The organism is Micromonospora sp. WMMD812 (genome assembly GCF_027497215.1).
In the GTDB taxonomy this organism is placed as follows: domain Bacteria; phylum Actinomycetota; class Actinomycetes; order Mycobacteriales; family Micromonosporaceae; genus Micromonospora.
In genome coordinates this window covers 6,095,223-6,111,343 of record NZ_CP114904.1, presented here as the reverse complement: position 1 = coordinate 6,111,343, position 16,121 = coordinate 6,095,223, and the positions used below count along the sequence as shown (strand labels likewise).

Genomic DNA, 16,121 nt, shown 5'->3' with positions numbered 1-16,121 from the left:
CGACCGGCTCACCTGGTTCGCGCTCGGTCACCACGCCCTCCTCCCCCTCTCGTTTGACGCCTCCCCGAGGAACACGGTCACGACGCCTCCCCGAAGGCCACGTCGCTGGCCAGCACGGCCGCTCCGGCGACCCCGGCCCGCGGGCCGAGTTCGGAGAGGACGACAGGCAGATTGCCGGTGGCCAACGGCAGCGACCGGCGGTAGACCACGCTGCGGATCTCGGCGAGCAGGATGTGCCCGAGCTGGGCCAGCCCGCCGCCGATCACGATCATCGACGGGTTGGTGAAGCTCACCAGCCCGGCCAGCACCCCACCGACCCGGCGTCCACCGTCGCGGATCAGCTGGATGCAGGTCACGTCCCCCTCGACGGCGCCCTCGGCGACGTCCAGCGCGGTCACCACACCGTTCGCGGCCAGCCGCTCGGCGAGCGCGGGCGAGAGGCCGCTGCGCGCCGCGGCGGTCGCGTCCTTGGCCAGCGCGGCCCCGCTGAACAGCGCCTCCAGGCAGCCGACGTTGCCGCAGGAGCACATCGGACCGTGCGAGTCGACCTGAATGTGGCCGATGTCGCCGGCGCACCCGTCGGTGCCCCGGTAGACCTCGCCGCTCAGATAGATCCCGCAGCCGATGCCGGTGCCGATCTTCACGAAGAGGAAGTCGTCCACCGAGTGGGCGACCCCACCGTGCCGCTCGCCGATCGCCATGATGTTGACGTCGTTGTCGACCACCGCCGGGCAGCCGTGCTCGCGGGTGAGCAGCTCGCGTACGGGGAACCGGTCCCACCCCGGCATGATCGGCGGCGAGACCGGCACGCCGTCACGGAAGCTCACCGGGCCGGGAACGCCGATGCCGACCGCGTCGAGCCGCTCGTACGCGCCGTCCACCTTGGCTTTGTGCAGCAGCTCGTTGACCCGCTGGAGGGTGAGCTTCGGCCCGGAGCGGATGTCGGCCGGCTCCGCGTACGCCGCGACCGGCTCCAGTCGGCCGTTGACCACCTCGACGTCGATCGAGCTGGCGCCCAGGTCGACGGCGGCAAAGCGCAGGTGCGGGCTGAGTTCCACCAGAGTGGACCGACGGCCGCCCCGGGAGGCGGCCAACCCGGCCTCCGCCACGTAACCCAGCCCCACCAGCCGTTCCAACTCGGCCAGCAGCCGGGGGCGCGGCATCTGCAGCCGGTCGCCCAGCTCAGCCCGGGACACCGCACCCTCGTCGCGCAGCAACCGCAAGAGGCGTACGTGCAGCGGGTCCTCCGTCCGCACCGGGACTCACCTCCGCATCGCGGTCCTGTCACATCGACGCAATGGCGATGTGTTGTGTCCGACACAGTAGGAGTCTTCCGCGCCGCATGTCCAGGGCTTCAGCTGATCCGTCGCTAACTTTTGCTCAATCAGACAGAAGTTTTGGTAACGGGGGTGTCGTGGCGGCGCGTGCCCGCGTTTGGATCACCTGTTGCGCCGACGGCGTCGCGGACAGCGAGGCCGAAGCCACCGGCCGCGCGGCCGCCCCCCTCCACCCGACGCGCGATCACGGGCACACCGCGATCGACGCCCGGGGGCACCGGGCGGGCCGCCGCCCAGGCCCCCGACGCCGACGGGAGGGCCAGGGTCGGCCGATCAGGCGCGCGCGAGCCGCTCGCCCGAGCCGGCCGCGGCCCTCGGCGGCACCTTGAGTGGCATCCGATCCTCGGTCCGGCCAGCGGGATTAACGGCGGAGACCAGCCACGTCATTAGTTGTTTGATTGACAACCTTCAACGCCCCCGATAGCGTCCCGAACGACGACAGCTACGGGGGCGAGTCGCACACCGCAATTGTTCCATTGCGGCGACCTTCCGTTCTGGCGGGTCACGACACCCGAGACGAAGGGAACCCAATGAATCGGACGACGCGCTTTCTCGCGGCCGCATCCGCGGTAGCGGTCCTCGCGGTCCTCGCACCGTCCACGGCCCAGGCGGCGGCACCCTCCGCGGGCTCCAGCGCTCCTGTTGCGGTCGCGCCATCCGCGCCGCAAGCTGCGCCGGAGGCCGTCGACGGCGACATCGCCCCGCTCGGGAACTGCACGGCGGGCATCTTCTGCGGCGAGGTGAAGAACCGGCTCGGCCGCTCCCTGAAGATCTCCGGCAACTGGCCGTCCAACACCAAGACGATGTGGCTCCCGGCGGGCGCCGGGCCCGGTTCGGATTCCAGCTACTACTACGAGTTCCGGGACACCGACGGATTCCAGGTCCCCGCTGGCTACTACTACAGCGACACCGTCGGAAACAGGTACTACCCGGGTTGGCACAAGGTCAACGACCTTCAGGAAATCACCCTCAACAGCTGGTGCGATCTCGATTACTGCAGCTGAGGCAAGTCGCACTAAATGGAGATGCACTGCCCGCCGCCTGTTGTGAAATGGGCGGCAGGCAGTGCACCCGAAATCGGTTCGGCAATTCACCTGTCCGTTCGGCGACGCTTGGCCTTGCGGAGCTTGCGGTCGTCGCGCAACTCCACGTACGGCTCCTCGTCGGCGGCGTGGCCGGCCGCGATGGCCCGGCTGCGCTCCAACTCGGCGTCGAACTCCGCCCCGAGCAGGATCGCGATGTTCGTCAACCACAGCCAGATCAGGAACACGATCACGCCGGCGAGCGTCCCGTACGTCTTGTTGTACGAGCCGAAGTTGCTCACATAGAGCGCGAAGAGGCCGGACACCACCAGCCAGACCACGACGGCGAGCACCCCGCCCGGGCTGACCCACCGGAAGCCGCCGTGCCGGGCGTTCGGCGAGGCCCAGTAGAGGATGGCGAACATCAGGCTGACCAGGACCAGCAGCACCGGCCACTTCGCGATGTTCCAGACCGTCACCGCGGTGGAGCCGAGGCCGATCGCCTCACCGGCCGCCTCGGCCAGGCGGCCGGTGAAGACGACGATCACCGCGCTGATCAGCAGCATCACCCCGATCACGGCGGTCACCCCGACCCGGATCGGCAGCGTCTTCCAGATCGGCCGCCCCTCGGGCACGTCGTAGATGGCGTTGGAGGCGCGCATGAAGGCCGCGATGTAGCCGGAGGCGGACCAGAAGGCGGCGAGCAGACCCAGCACCGCGGCGAGGCTGGCCAGCCCGCCGGACTGCTTAGCCTGATCGATCGCCTGTTCGAGGATGCGCTGGATGTTGCCCTCCGGGATCGCCTGGCTCACGGTGTCCCGGACGCTCTCGGTCGCACCCGAGCCGAGCAGGCCGAGGATCGAGATCAGCACCAGCAGGCCGGGGAAGATGGAGAGCACCCCGTAGTAGGTCAGGGCCGCCGCCCAGTCGGTCAGGTTGTCCTCCTGGAACTCCCGCACCGTCCGGCGCAGCGCCGCCTTCCATCCGGTGCCGGGCAGCGCGGTCGGGCTCTGCGGACCCTCGTCCGGCCCGACCGGCCCGCGGTCACGGCGCTGGTCGCGGTCGGCGTGGGTGCCCTCGGCCGCCGGTCCGGCGCTGTCGTCCCGGTCGCCCGCACGCCGGGCGGAAGACTCGTCCGCGGCCATTCGACCCTCCTCATCGTCGGTGGTGTCCCCTCGACATGCCCCGACGACGACGACGGATAACCACCTACCTGTAGAGCAACCGGCCCATCCGGCGCGAAGCCACCAGGAGACCCAGCGCCATCACCGCGACCAGGTAGAGCACGTCGAGCAGCCAGGCCCACCCGGCGGTGCCCAGCGAGACCCCCCGGATCAGGTGCACCGACCGATAGAGCGGGGTCACCTCGACCACCCACCGCAGCACGACCGGGTAGGCCTCCGCGGGGACGAACGTGCCGGAGAAGAGGAAGAGGGTGAACTGGGCCGAGCCCATGAGGTCGAAATCCTGCCAGCTGCGCATGAACGTGGACAGCGCCATGCCGAGCGCACCGAAGGCGAAGCCCACCAGCACGGCGGCGGGGAAGGCGGTCACCGCCCGCCCGACCGTGGTCAGGTCCATCGCCGCCATCACCACCAGGAAGGCCGCCGAGTAGGCGCTGCCCCGGAGCATCGCCCAGCCCAGCTCGCCGAGGGCGATCTCGAACGGCTGCACGGGGGTGGCGATCACCCCGTCGTACAGCTTCATGTACTTCATCTTTCCGAAGAAGTTGAAGGTGGTCTCGGCGAGCGCCCCGGTCATCGCCGACGAGGCGAGCATCGCCGGTGCGACGAACGCCGCGTAGGTGACCACCTCACCACCGGGCAGCGTGAGGTCGCCGACCAGCGCGCCGACGCCCACACCGATCGAGAGCAGGTAGAGCAGCGGCTCGACGAAGCCGGACACGAGCAGCAGCCAGTAGACCGACTTCAGCGCCGCGACGTTGCGCTCGGCCACCGAGACCGACCGGCGCGACGCGGCCGACACGTCGACCAGCCGGGGCAGCACCAGACTGACCACGGAACCCCTCCCTAGACGACGAGCCGGCGGCCGAAGGCCCGGCGGGCGAGCAGCCACCCGCCCGACGCCCAGGCCGCGAGGTAGAGCAGGTGGCCGGCGACCGACCACTGCGGAGCGACGCCGAGCGTGGCGGCCCGGCAGAGGTCGACCGCGTGCCAGAGCGGTGTGGCGTACGCCAGCCAGCGCAGCGCCGCGGGCAGGCTCTCGACCGGGAAGAACACCCCGGCGAAGAGCGTCATCGGGATGACCGCGAAGCGGAACAGCATCGCCAGCCAGCTGTCGCTGGACACCGTCGCGCTGTAGGCGAAGGTCGGCGCGGCGACGGCCAGGCCGAGCAGCGCCGCCACCGGCAGCGCGGCCACCGCCCAGGGTGAGCGGAGCGCGCCGAACACCCCGGTGACCACCAGGAACGCCGCGATGGTGGTGAGCACCCGGACCAGCACGAAGAGCAGGTTGCCGGCCAGGATGTCGCCGACCCGCAGCGGGGCGGCGCTCTGCGCGAAGTAGGTCTTGATCCACTGGAAGTTGCTGAACACCGGCCAGGTCGCCTCGCCGATCGCCACCTGGAGCGCGGTCGAGGCGATCAGCCCGGGCACCAGCCAGTCGAGGTAGCGCACCCCGCCGACGCCCTGGTCGATGTAGGCGCCGACACCGAGGCCGAACCCGAGCACGGTCAGGACCGGCAGCAGGAACGAGGAGAAGACCCCCGCCCGCCACGTGCGCCGGTAGCCGACCAGGAAGAAGTTCAGCACGGCCAGCGCCGGCACCCGCGGCAGCGACGGCCGCGCCCGCTCCCGCACCGATGGCACCACGCCCGCCACGACCACCACCCCCGACTCGCCGTCCGCCCGCCCCGGCCTTTCCTACCCCGGGGGTACGACAGGCCGGAGCCACCCTATGGCCGGCCGGCGTACGTGTCGCGGCAGTTTCCGCCCCGGTTTGATCCACTCCGTTTCGCGGACCTGGCGGCGTCCCGGTCACTCGGACACCGCCAGGTCACCGACCCGGTGGTGGATCACGTCGTCCGGGGGTGACGGGTCAGATCCGGTGGACAGTCTTAATCTACATAGGTAGGATCAGTCCCGTGGAACCACTCGGACGCATCGGCGCCGCCACTGTCGACGTGCTCCAGGTGCTGCTCGACAGCGACCGGCCCCGCTGGGGCCTGGAGGTCATCAAGACCACCGGGCGGCCGTCGGGCAGCGTCTACCCCCTGCTGGAGCGCCTCGAACAGCACGGCTGGGTGGTCTCCTCCTGGGAGGTGGAGACCGAGCGGCGCGGTCCCCGGAGACGGCTGTACGAACTCACCGTCGAGGGTGCTCAGGAGGCCCGCCGGGTCTGCGCTCGCGCGACCGCGCGAGGCGTCACGCCGCGCCCCTTCCGACCTCGGGAGGCCGGATGAACCGGCTGGCCCTGGCCCTGGTCCGCTGCGCGACGGCGCTGCTGCCCGACACGGCGCTGCGGCGCCGCTATCTCGAACAGTGGCGGGCCGACGTCTGCGGCGCCGCCGAACTCGGCCTGTCGCCGATGCGGGTCGCGGCGGGAATCGCCCTCGCCGCCACCCGGATCGCGCTCACCACCCGGAAGGAGCCCGCCATGCTTCCCATCGGCCCACTCGCTCTCGCCGTGCGTCTCGTCGGCGGCCGGAACGCCCGTCGGCGAGCGGCCGCCCTCGCCGCGCTGTCCACCATGGCGCTGCTCGCCGGTGTCGGGGCGCTGCTCGCCCAGTGAGCCGGCCCCGCGGAACACGCCCCCCTGACCGACCGTTTCCGCGCCGACCACCTCATGAAGACGACGCCGATCGTTGACGGCTCAGGGACTTCGACACGCCGCGGAAGGTGCGTCCTGTCCGTCAACGATCGACTTCCCGCTCCGGCCGCGGCCAGGCTGACCGGCCCAGCGCGACTCAGTCGACCAGGGTGCGGCCGGTGAGGTGCAGGAACACGTCCTCGAGGCTGGTGCGCCGGACCAGCACGTTGGCCGGGACGAGGCCCAGGGCGTGCACCTCGGCCAGCGCCGCGTCGCCGTCGGCGACGTAGAGCAGGATCCGGTCGGGCAGCACCTCGACCCGCTCCCCCAGCCCGTCGAGCTTGCCGGCGAACGCCTCCTGCGACTCGGCGGCGAACCGCAGCTCCACCACCTCGCGGGTGGAGTGCCGCTCGATCAGCGCACGGGGCGAGCCCTCGGCGACGATCCGGCCGTTGTCCATCACCACCAGGCGGTCGCAGAGCTGCTCGGCCTCGTCCATGTAATGGGTGGTCAGCACCAGCGTGACGCCCTGCTGCTTGAGCCGGAACAGCCGCTCCCAGACCAGGTGCCGGGCCTGCGGGTCGAGGCCGGTCGTCGGCTCGTCGAGAAGCACGATGTCGGGTTCGTTGACCAGCGCCCGGGCGATGGTGAGTCGCCGTTTCATGCCACCGGAGAGCGGCTCCACCTTGCTGTCGGCCCGCTCGGCCAGCTGGACGAAGTCGAGCAGCTCGGTGGCCCGGTCCCGGGCGATCCGGCGCGGGATGCCGAAGTAGCGCGCGTAGGTGGTCAGGTTCTCCCGGACGGTGAGCTCGGGGTCCAGGTTGTCCAGCTGCGGGCACACTCCCAGCCGGGCCCGGATCGCCGGCCCGTCACGGACCGGATCCATGCCGAGGATGCGCAGCTCGCCGCCGGTGGGCGGGGAGATGCAGCCGATCATCCGCATGGTGGAGGACTTGCCCGCGCCGTTCGGCCCGAGAAAGCCGAACGCCTCGCCGGGAAGCACCTCGACGTCGATGCCGTCGACGGCCGTGAAGTCGCCGAACCGCTTCACCAGCCCCCGGGCCTGGATGAGTGGTTGAGCCGTAGTCACCGCCTGACCCTAGCCACCGGGTCCGACAGCTCCACCTCATTTACGCGCCTCGCGCCGCCCCCGCCGGCAGTCCATCGACGTGTATCGTCCCTCTGTGTCGACCATCCGCTCCTCCGACGGTTCGCCGCCGACGCCGCGCCCGGCCGGTTCGACCGGCACCGGAGCCGAGCCGGACGGGGTTGCCCCAGCGCCGCGACCGGCGGGCGGCGCGAACGCCTCGACCGACGAGCCCATCGACACCGCCGGGCCACCGGCCGATCCGCGCGGGGGCGACGAGCCGGCGGGCTCGGCCGAGGCGCCGGACCCGGCCCCGACGCGGGCGGGCGCACCGGCACCGGGCCGCGACGACGGCGAGCGGGCGGCGCGGCCCGGCGCGCCCGGCGGGGTGCCGGAGCTGGCCACCCAGTTCGAGGACGAGAAGCCGGGCCGGGTGCTGACCGGGCCGGCCGGCCTGCTCGTCGCCGGCGTGGCGCTGGCGGTCGGCCTGCTCGCCCTCTGGCAGGTGTTCCGGCCGCTGCCGCAGGGCAGCAAGTACTACCTGATCATCTTCCTCGCGGGCATCCTGCCGCTGGTGTTCCTCGCCTACCCGGCCGACCTGCGGTTGCGGGAGCGGCTGCGTCGCACCCGCCGGTCCGCTGCTGGCGGGTCGACGGTCCAGGAGGGACAGCGGCCCGGCGACAAGGGCCGGCAGGCGGCAGCGGCGGCGCGCAGCCGGCCGTCCGTCACCGACTGGGCGCTGGCCCTGCTGGCGCTGGCCGCCTGCCTCTACCCGGTGCTGCCGCTCCCGCTCGGCTCGGGCGGCGGCGGGTACGACGCCTTCCTCGACCGGCAGGGCCTGCTCGTGCCGCTGGACCTGGCCATGGGCACCGTCCTGCTCCTGCTTCTGCTCGAGGCGTGCCGGCGGACCACCGGGTGGATCCTGCCCGCGGTCTGTCTGCTCTTCCTCGGCTACGGCTACTACGGCGGGCTGCTGCCGCAGTCCTGGCCGGTGGCCCACGCGGGACTGGACTTCAGCCAGCTGGTCGACGCGTTCTACAACTCCGACAGCGGCTTCTACGGCCCCCCGCTCGACGTCGCCGCCTCGTACATCGTGCTGTTCACCATCTACGGAGCGGTGCTCGACCTCTCCGGCGCCGGGCGATTCTTCGTGGAGCTGTCCACCGCGGCGTTCCGGCGCTCGCGCACGGCCGCCGGACGGACCGCCGTCGCCTCCGGATTCCTGCTCGGCACGGTTTCCGGTTCCGGAGCGGCCACCACCGTGAGCATCGGCGCGGTCACCTGGCCGATCCTTCGGCGGGCCGGCTACCCGGCGGAGCGGGCCGGCGGCATGCTGGCCGCGGCCGGGGTCGGCGCGATCCTCTCGCCCCCGACCCTCGGCGCGGCGGCGTTCATCATCGCCGAGTACCTCGGCGTCTCCTACCTCCAGGTCCTCGGCTGGGCGACCGTGCCGACCGTCCTCTACTACCTCGGCATCCTGCTCTCCGTGGAGATCGACGCACGGCGCTCCGGCGTGCGCCCGGTGGCGATCGACGCCACCTCGCCGTGGCGGCTGCTGGCCCGGTTCGGCTACCACTTCGCCTCGCTGCTCGTCATCATCGTGCTGCTCGCCGTGGGGATGTCGGCGACCCGGGCGGTGGTCCTCGCCACCGCGCTGGCGGCCGTGCTGTCCTTCCTGGACCGCGCCAACCGGCTCACCCCGGCCCGACTGCTGACCGCCCTGGTCACCGGCGTACGCGGGGTGCTCGCGGTGGCCGCGGTGTGCGCCGCCGCCGGGATCATCACCGCGACCACCACCAAGACCGGCCTCGGTCCGCAGGCGGCGGCGCTGCTGCTCGACGGCGCCCGGGCGGTCACCTCGGACCCGACCCTGGTGCTGGCGCTCACCGCGGTGCTCGCCGCCGTCGCGCTCAGCCTGCTGGGTCTCGCCGTGCCGGTCACCGCCTCGTTCGTGATCGGTTGGGTGATCATCGGTCCGGCGCTGATCGACCTGGGGGTCGCGACCCCGGCCGCCGCGATGTTCGTCTTCTACTTCGCGGCGCTCTCCGAGGTGTCCCCGCCGACCGCGCTCGCCGCCGTCGCCGCCGCCGCGGTCACCGGCGGCCGGCTGGTGCCCACGATGTGGCAGACCCTGCGCTACGCGCTGCCGGCGTACCTGACCCCGATCGCCTTCGTGATCACACCCGCCGGGCTGGGCCTGCTCGGCATCGGGGGCCCGCGACAGGTCGCGGTCGCCGCCGTGGTGGTCGCGCTCAGCGTCGCCGTGCTGGCCGTCGCGGCGGGCGGCTGGCTGCCCGGCGTGGGCCCCGCCGGCGGGCCGGAACGGCTGCTCGCCGCGCTCGCCGGCGTGACCCTGCTCTGGCTCGACCCCGTGCCGGTGGCGATCGGCGTCGGGCTGGCCGCCCTGGCGGTGGCGGGGGTGTTCGTACGACGCGGATCGGCCGGTCGAGCCGGCGGGCCGCGGGCCGGATCACCGGTGGACCTCAGGGAGGTAGGACAGTGAGCGGGAAGAAGATGCGGCTGGTCGCGGGCGTCGGCGTGCTCGCCCTCGTCGCGGCGGGCACGGTGGGCTGCGGCGGCAAGCAGGGCGGCGCGGCCCGGGACGACACCGCGAGCGAGGTGACCTGCGAGGTGACCCGGGACACCCGGGTGGGCATCGCGACCGGCAACGCCACCGGCGTCTACTACGTGGTCGGCAACGCCCTCGCCGGTCAGCTCTCCGGCGCCACCGGCGGCAAGCTGAGCGGCACGGCCGCCGAGACCGGCGCCTCGGTGCAGAACGTCGAGCAACTGGTCGCCGGCCAGTACGACGTGGCCTTCTCGCTCTTCGACACCGCGGTCAACGCGGTGCAGGGCAAGGGCAGCTTCACCTCGGCGCAGCCGGTGCAGGCGCTGGCCCGGATCTACGACAACTACACCCAGGTGGTGGTGCGGGCCGACGCCGGCATCGCCTCGGTGGCCGACATGAAGGGCAAGAGGATCTCCACCGGTTCCCCCAAGTCGGGCACCGAGGTCATCGCCAACCGGCTGCTCGAGGCGGCCGGCCTCGACCCGGCCAAGGACGTCCAGGCGCAGCGGCTCGACCTCACCAAGACGGTCGAGGGCGTCAAGGACGGCAGCATCGACGGCTTCTTCTGGTCCGGCGGCCTGCCCACCGGCGGGGTGACCGACCTGTTCACCACGGCCGGCGACCAGGTGAAGTTCCTCGACATCACGCCGCTGCTGCCGAAGATGGCCGAGCTGAACCCCGCCTACCAGGCAGGCACGATCGGCAAGGACGCGTACCGCACGGCGGCCGACACCCCGACCATCGTGGTGCCGAACGTGCTGCTGGTGCGCGAGGACCTGGACGCCAACGTCGCCTGCGCCATCACCCGCACGCTGTTCGAGAAGAAGGACGCGCTGGCCCAGGCGAACCCGGCCGCGAAGGGCATCACCCTCGACAACGCCCGCAACACCGACCCGGTGCCGCTGCACCGCGGCGCGGAGAAGGCGTTGCAGGACCTCGGGGCACGCTGACCCACGGGTCGTCGGCCGCTCCCGCCTCAGACGTCGGCGGGAGCGGTCGCCGCCCGGGCGGCGGCGACCAGCCGGCCGGTCTCGGCGACCACCTCGGGGTCGTCCACCGGAGTGCCCGGGTCGTAGCGGACCGTCCAGCTCAGACCGTCCACACCGGGCACCCGGCGGGCGGCGATCCGGCCGGAGCCGCCGGGCACCGGGTGCTCCTGGGTGTACGCCACGGAGCGGGTGACGCGGGCCCGCACCTGGTGCGGCAGGTCGCCCGGATCGAGCAGCAGGTAGGTCTCCGCGGGGCCGTCGGCGACCACCCGGTAGGCGTCCCGCTCGGCGAGCTCCTCCGCCGGGGTGACGGTCAGCTCGCGCCCGGACCAGACCGCCTTGAGCAGGTCGTGCCAGCCGAGCCGGTGCGCCCGGCCGGGCAGCCAGAGCCCGAGGTTGCTGGCCACCAGCACGCCGTCGCCCTCGCCGTTGCCGGAGGCCGCCCAGGCCAGCACCCGCTCGTCGGGCGCCAGTGGCGGCCGGTCGGCCGGCGGCAGCTTCGGCCTGCGGTTGAACAGTCCCATCTCAGAGGCCTCCCGCCGCCTGCTCCCGCAACGCCCGGGCGTGCTGCTCCAACGACAGCAGCTCGCCGAAGAGCGCGAAGTACTCGTCCTTGTTGCTCACCGGGTTGATCCGCTGGATCCGGGACTTGAGGTCCCTGATCCGGCCGGTCACCGACCCCCACTGCAGGCGGGCCATGGTCACCGACACGTACCGCGGATCCGGGTCGCCGTCGATCCGCAACGGCTCGACGGCCAGCTCGGCGACGAGGGCCTGGGCAGCGAGGTCCTGGGCGGCGTCCCGGACCGACTCGATCCACACCGCGCCGCCGGTGGCCGCCGAGGCCCCGCCGGCCGCCGCGACCGCTTCGCGGAGCGCGACGTGGACGGGGTGCCGGTACTCCGCGGCCTCCACCGCGTCGAACATCGGCCCGGCCAGCACCGGCTGCTGGAGAGCGAGCTTCAGCGCCTCCCGCTCGACCATCGACTGAGGGCTGTCCACGCTCGGCTCGGCGGCCGGCCGGGGCGCCGGCGCGGAGGCCTCCCGGCCGGCGGGGGCCGACGCCGCGGCCAGCACCGCCCGCTGCACGGGCTCGATCTCCATGCCCAGGTCGCCGGCGAGCTTGCGGACGTACTCCGGACGCTTCTCGCGATCCTTGAGTTTGGCGACCAGCGGCGCGGCCCGGCGCATGGCCTCCACCCGGCCGTCGACGGTGTCCAGGTCGTAGCGGCTGATCACGTGCCGCAGCGCGAAGTCGACCAGGGGCTCGCGGCGGGCGACCAGGTCGCGGACCGCCAGGTCGCCCTTGGCCAGCCGCAGCTCGCACGGGTCCATGTTGTCGGGGCTGACCGCGATGAAGGTACGCCCGACGAACCGCTGGTCGTCCTCGAAGGCGCGGAGCGCGGCCTTCTGCCCGGCGGCGTCCCCGTCGAAGGTGAAGATGATCTCCCCGGCTCGTTCGTCGCTGTCGAAGAGCACCCGTCGGAGCACGGCGATGTGGTCCGCGCCGAACGCCGTGCCGCAGGTCGCCACCGCCGTCGGCACGTCCGCCATGTGGCAGGCCATCACGTCGGTGTAGCCCTCGACCACGACCACCTTGCCCTGCTTGGCGATCTCCCGCTTGGCCTGGTCGATGCCATAGAGGACGTGCGACTTCTTGTAGATCGGCGTCTCGGGGGTGTTGAGGTACTTCGGGCCGTCGTCGTCGTCGAAGAGCTTGCGGGCGCCGAAGCCGATCACGTCGCCGGTGATGTCCCGGATCGGCCACATCAGCCGCCGCCGGAACCGGTCGATCAGGCTGCCGGAGCGGGACGGGCGGGACAGCCCGGCGGTGGTCAGCTCGTCGGCGGTGAAGCCCTGCTGGCGCAGGTGTTTGGTGAGCAGGTCCCAGGCGTCCGGGGCGAAGCCGCAGCCGTAGCGGTCGGCGGCCGCCCGGTCGAAGCCGCGCTGGGCGAGGAACTCCCGGGCGGGCCGGGCGCCGGCGGTGGTGAGCTGGGCCCGGTAGAACTCGACGGCGGCCGCGTGCGCGGCGACCAGCCGCTGCCGTTGCCCCTGCTGCGGGCGGCTCCGGGGGGTGGCGTTGTCGGCCTCGACGTAGCGCAGCTGGAGCCCGGCGCGCGCGGCGAGCCGCTCGACCGCCTCGACGAAGCTGAGGTGATCGGCGTCCATCAGGAACTTGATGGCGTCGCCACCGGCGCCGCAACCGAAGCAGTACCAGACGTTGCGGGCCGGCGAGACGTTGAACGACGGGCTCTTCTCGTCGTGGAACGGGCAGAGCCCCTTGAGGTTGCCGCCGCCCGCCGCCTTGAGGGTCACCGTGTCGGAGATGACCTCCGCGATCGAGGTGCGCTCGCGGACCAGCGCGATGTCCTCGTCCCGGATCCGGCCAGCCATGGATGCACCCCCTCGGCGTACATCCTGCCCTGCCGGACCGACGACGTACGGGCGGGGGCGCGGGGTGTGGCGCGGACCGCGTACATCTTGCCCGGTTTCGCCCCAGGTTCCGATCCGCAGCGGTGAGCATGGGCAGATGCGGAGGCGACGGGGCGACGGAGCCCGCTGGAATCGACTGGCCGGCCGGCTCGTCGCCCGTCGACCGACGGCCACCCGTCGACGAGGCCGGCCACCGGCACGCCACCTGGTTCGAACTCTTCGCCGCACCCCGGGACGGGCCGGTCAGGCGGCGACGGACTCCTCGGCCTCCGCCTGCCGGGTCCACTCGGGCTTGCTGGCCCGCCAGCCCTCGTCGTCCATGCCGCGACGCCAGTAGCCGGAGATGGAGAGCATGTCCCGGGGCACGCCCCGCTCGACGCGGAGCAGCCGGCGCAGCTCCTTGACGAAGGTCGCCTCGCCGTGCACGAACGCGTGCACCGCCCCGGCCGGGAAGTCCAGGCCTCGCACGGCCGCCACCAGCGCCTGGCCGACCGGCCGGTCACCCCGGTGCAACCAGGTCAGCTCGACCGCGCCCGGGCTGGGCAGCGACTGCTCCTCGGCCGGGCCACTGGTCTCGACCAGCACCCGGGCCGGGGCGCCGAACGGCAGCCGCTCCAACGCCGCGGCGATCGCCGGCAGCGCGCTCTCGTCGCCCACCAGCAGGTGCCAGTCGGCCTCCGGGCTCGGGGCGTACGCGCCGCCGGGGCCGACGAAGTGCACGGGGTCGCCGGGGCGCAGGGCCGCCGCCCACGGGCCGGCCAGCCCCTCGTCGCCGTGGTGGACCACGTCGACGGTCAGCTCCCCCGCGCGCGCGTCCCACGCCCGTACGGTGTACGCGCGCAGCCGCGGCCACTGCTCACGCGGCAGGTCGCGGCGGATCGCGGCGAGGTCGGGCGCGGTCGGGTAGGTGACGCCGGGCGGCGGGAAGACCAGCTTGATGTAGTGGTCGGTGAACTCGCCCACCGGCAGGCCGGCCAGGTCCTCGCCACCGAGGACCAACCGGATCAGGTGCGGGGTGGGCCGCTCGGTGCGCAGGACCCGAACCGACGTCACCTTCGTACGGCGCTCCGTCATGCTGGTTAGGCTACCCTAACCAGCCGAGCTGCCCACCGGCGGTGTGCCGTGTCGGACCAGCCGGGTGTGCCAGGCCACCGCGGCCGGGTCGGTCAGCGAGGCGACCTGGTCGATCACCACCCGCAGCCGGGCGTCGTCGTCCGGCGCGGTCGCCCACAGCGGGGCGAACACCGGGTCCAGACCGTCCGGTGCCCGCTCGACCAGGGCGGCCACCAGCTCGGCGAGGATCTGGCGCTGCCGTTCGTACCGCTCCCCGGCGCCCGCGCGTCGCATCACATAGCGCAGCGCGATGCCCTTCAGCAGCGCGCAGCGCGCCCGCACCGGCCTGGGCACCACCAGGTCCGCGCCGTACCGGCGGTGCGGGCCGGGGCCGAACCGCTCCTGCGTGGCGGCCACCGCGGCGGAGACGAAGCGGCCGGTCAGCACGCTGGTGGTGGCCTTGAGCGCCGCCTGCGCCCGGTGGCTGCCGTCGTAACCGGCCAGCGGGGCGAGCACCGGGTCGGCGAGCAGGTCGACCAGCACCGCACCGAGGTCGGCCGGGGACTCGCCGGAGTAGGTGGCCGCCACGTCGGCGCAGAGCGCGGCCCGTTCGTCGGCGTCGTCGAGCAGCGGGCGGAGCCGCACGTACCCGCCGTGGATGCCGTCCTCGACGTCGTGCACCGAGTACGCCACGTCGTCGGCCCAGTCCATCACCTGCGCCTCCAGGCAGCGCCGGTCGCCCGGGGGCGCGCCCGCCCGGATCCAGCCGAACACCTCGGCGTCGTCCGCGTACACCCCGAACTTGCGCTGCCCGGGACGGCGCCGCCACGGGTACTTGCCGACCGCGTCGAGCGAGGCGCGGGTGAGGTTCAGCCCGGCGGAGGAGCCGTCCGGGGCGACCACCTTCGCCTCCAGCCGGGCCAGCACCCGCAGCGTCTGGGCGTTGCCCTCGAAGCCGCCGCACGGGCTGGCGAGCAGGTCGAGAGCGGCCTCGCCGTTGTGCCCGAACGGCGGGTGGCCGAGGTCGTGGGCCAGCCCGGCGACGTCCACCACGTCCGGGTCGCAGCCCAGCCGCGCGCCCATCTCCCGGGCGATCTGGGCGACCTCCAGCGAGTGGGTCAGCCGGGTCCGCAGGAAGTCGTCGGTGCCGGCGGTGTGCACCTGTGTCTTCGCGGCAAGCCGGCGGAACGCCGCGGAGTGCAGCACCCGGGCGCGGTCCCGCTCGTACGGGGAACGGCCGTACCCGGTGTCCTTCGGCGGCTCCGCGACCCGCCGTTCCACGTCCGGCGCGACACCGGACGGCTGACCGCTCAACCGGTCACCGACCCAGGGTCTGTGTCGTCCGGGCCCGCCGCGGGCCGGCCAGGGACGTGGACACCGGCCCTAACTCCGTTGCCGGAGCACGCAGAATTCGTTGCCCTCCGGGTCGGCGAGCACCGTCCAACCGACGTCGCCCTGGCCGATGTCGACGTGCCGGGCGCCCATGTCGACCAGCCGCTCGACCTCGGCCTCCTGGTCACTGGGGCGCAGGTCGATGTGCAGCCGGTTCTTGGTCTCCTTGGGCTCGGTGACCGGCACGAAGACGATGCCGGGGAGCCGGTCCGCCGACTGACGGATCTCCACCTCGTTCGGCCGCTCGTTGACCACCTGGTAGCCGAGGGCCTCGGCCCACCAGCGGGCCAGCCGGGCCGGATCGTGGGCGTCGACGGTCAGGTTCTCCCAGACGCTGGTCATGCAGCCACCCTTCCGCATCGACGGGTTACGAGCCAGCCAAGGTTACGCCGGTACGCGCGGCGCGGCGCGCCGGGCGAGAACAGCCGCCACCCGGCGCGGCGCGCGGAGCGAGGGCAGCCCACACCCGGC

15 protein-coding genes are annotated in these 16,121 nt (G+C 73.0%); 5 read left to right on the top strand and 10 right to left on the bottom strand.

The annotated features are described in order from the left end of the window. Positions 1-77: 77 nt before the first annotated feature. Positions 78-1,256, bottom strand: coding sequence for an ROK family protein (locus tag O7603_RS28345; protein WP_281572783.1), 1,179 nt, complete (start codon positions 1,254-1,256; stop codon positions 78-80). A gap of 611 nt (positions 1,257-1,867) precedes the next feature. Here O7603_RS28345 and O7603_RS28340 point away from each other — a divergent pair. Beyond that, positions 1,868-2,341, top strand: coding sequence for a hypothetical protein (locus tag O7603_RS28340; RefSeq protein WP_281572782.1), 474 nt, complete (start codon positions 1,868-1,870; stop codon positions 2,339-2,341). 86 nt (positions 2,342-2,427) lie between these two features. Here O7603_RS28340 and O7603_RS28335 read toward each other — a convergent pair whose 3' ends face one another. The 3 genes from O7603_RS28335 to O7603_RS28325 form a co-directional block, all read right to left on the bottom strand. Beyond that, a complete protein-coding gene (locus tag O7603_RS28335) occupies positions 2,428-3,504 on the bottom strand; it encodes a YihY/virulence factor BrkB family protein (RefSeq protein ID WP_281572781.1) in 1,077 nt (358 codons plus the stop codon). Positions 3,505-3,568: 64 nt separating this feature from the next. Next, on the bottom strand, positions 3,569-4,378 hold the full coding sequence (locus O7603_RS28330; RefSeq protein ID WP_281572780.1) for an ABC transporter permease: 810 nt from the start codon (positions 4,376-4,378) through the stop codon (positions 3,569-3,571). An 11-nt stretch (positions 4,379-4,389) separates the two neighbouring features. After that, positions 4,390-5,190 carry an ABC transporter permease gene (locus O7603_RS28325; protein ID WP_281576844.1) on the bottom strand — a complete coding sequence of 267 codons (801 nt, stop codon included), beginning with the start codon at positions 5,188-5,190 and terminating at the stop codon, positions 4,390-4,392. 272 nt (positions 5,191-5,462) lie between these two features. Between O7603_RS28325 and O7603_RS28320 the strand changes: the two genes are divergently transcribed. After that, positions 5,463-5,780, top strand: a complete 318-nt coding sequence (locus O7603_RS28320) for a helix-turn-helix transcriptional regulator (protein ID WP_281572779.1) — start codon at positions 5,463-5,465, stop codon at positions 5,778-5,780. Beyond that, positions 5,777-6,109 carry a hypothetical protein gene (locus O7603_RS28315; protein ID WP_281572778.1) on the top strand — a complete coding sequence of 111 codons (333 nt, stop codon included), beginning with the start codon at positions 5,777-5,779 and terminating at the stop codon, positions 6,107-6,109. Before O7603_RS28320 ends, O7603_RS28315 begins: the two co-directional genes overlap by 4 nt. A 175-nt stretch (positions 6,110-6,284) precedes the next feature. On the opposite strand, the gene O7603_RS28310 is transcribed toward O7603_RS28315, so the two are convergent. Further along, the gene (locus tag O7603_RS28310; protein WP_281572777.1) at positions 6,285-7,217 is read right to left on the bottom strand and encodes an ABC transporter ATP-binding protein; all 933 of its coding nucleotides are present in this window, start codon (positions 7,215-7,217) and stop codon (positions 6,285-6,287) included. A 94-nt stretch (positions 7,218-7,311) separates the two neighbouring features. Here O7603_RS28310 and O7603_RS28305 point away from each other — a divergent pair, with 94 nt between their 5' ends. Together O7603_RS28305 and O7603_RS28300 are read left to right on the top strand one after the other, a co-directional pair. Next, positions 7,312-9,717, top strand: coding sequence for a TRAP transporter fused permease subunit (locus tag O7603_RS28305; protein ID WP_281572776.1), 2,406 nt, complete (start codon positions 7,312-7,314; stop codon positions 9,715-9,717). An 11-nt stretch (positions 9,718-9,728) separates the two neighbouring features. Continuing rightward, entirely contained in the window at positions 9,729-10,733 is a 1,005-nt protein-coding gene (locus O7603_RS28300; protein ID WP_348651092.1) for a TAXI family TRAP transporter solute-binding subunit, read from the top strand. Between the two features lie 26 nt (positions 10,734-10,759). Here O7603_RS28300 and O7603_RS28295 read toward each other — a convergent pair whose 3' ends face one another. From O7603_RS28295 to O7603_RS28275, 5 genes are all read right to left on the bottom strand, one after another. Further along, positions 10,760-11,296, bottom strand: a complete 537-nt coding sequence (locus O7603_RS28295) for a hypothetical protein (protein WP_281572774.1) — start codon at positions 11,294-11,296, stop codon at positions 10,760-10,762. A 1-nt stretch (position 11,297) separates the two neighbouring features. After that, a complete protein-coding gene (dnaG, locus tag O7603_RS28290) occupies positions 11,298-13,166 on the bottom strand; it encodes a DNA primase (protein ID WP_281572773.1) in 1,869 nt (622 codons plus the stop codon). Between the two features lie 282 nt (positions 13,167-13,448). After that, positions 13,449-14,279, bottom strand: a complete 831-nt coding sequence (locus O7603_RS28285) for a siderophore-interacting protein (RefSeq protein WP_281572772.1) — start codon at positions 14,277-14,279, stop codon at positions 13,449-13,451. Positions 14,280-14,294: 15 nt separating this feature from the next. After that, positions 14,295-15,539, bottom strand: a complete 1,245-nt coding sequence (locus O7603_RS28280; RefSeq protein ID WP_281576843.1) for a deoxyguanosinetriphosphate triphosphohydrolase — start codon at positions 15,537-15,539, stop codon at positions 14,295-14,297. 102 nt (positions 15,540-15,641) lie between these two features. Next, a complete protein-coding gene (locus O7603_RS28275; RefSeq protein WP_281572771.1) occupies positions 15,642-15,992 on the bottom strand; it encodes a VOC family protein in 351 nt (116 codons plus the stop codon). Between the last annotated feature and the right edge of the window lie 129 nt (positions 15,993-16,121).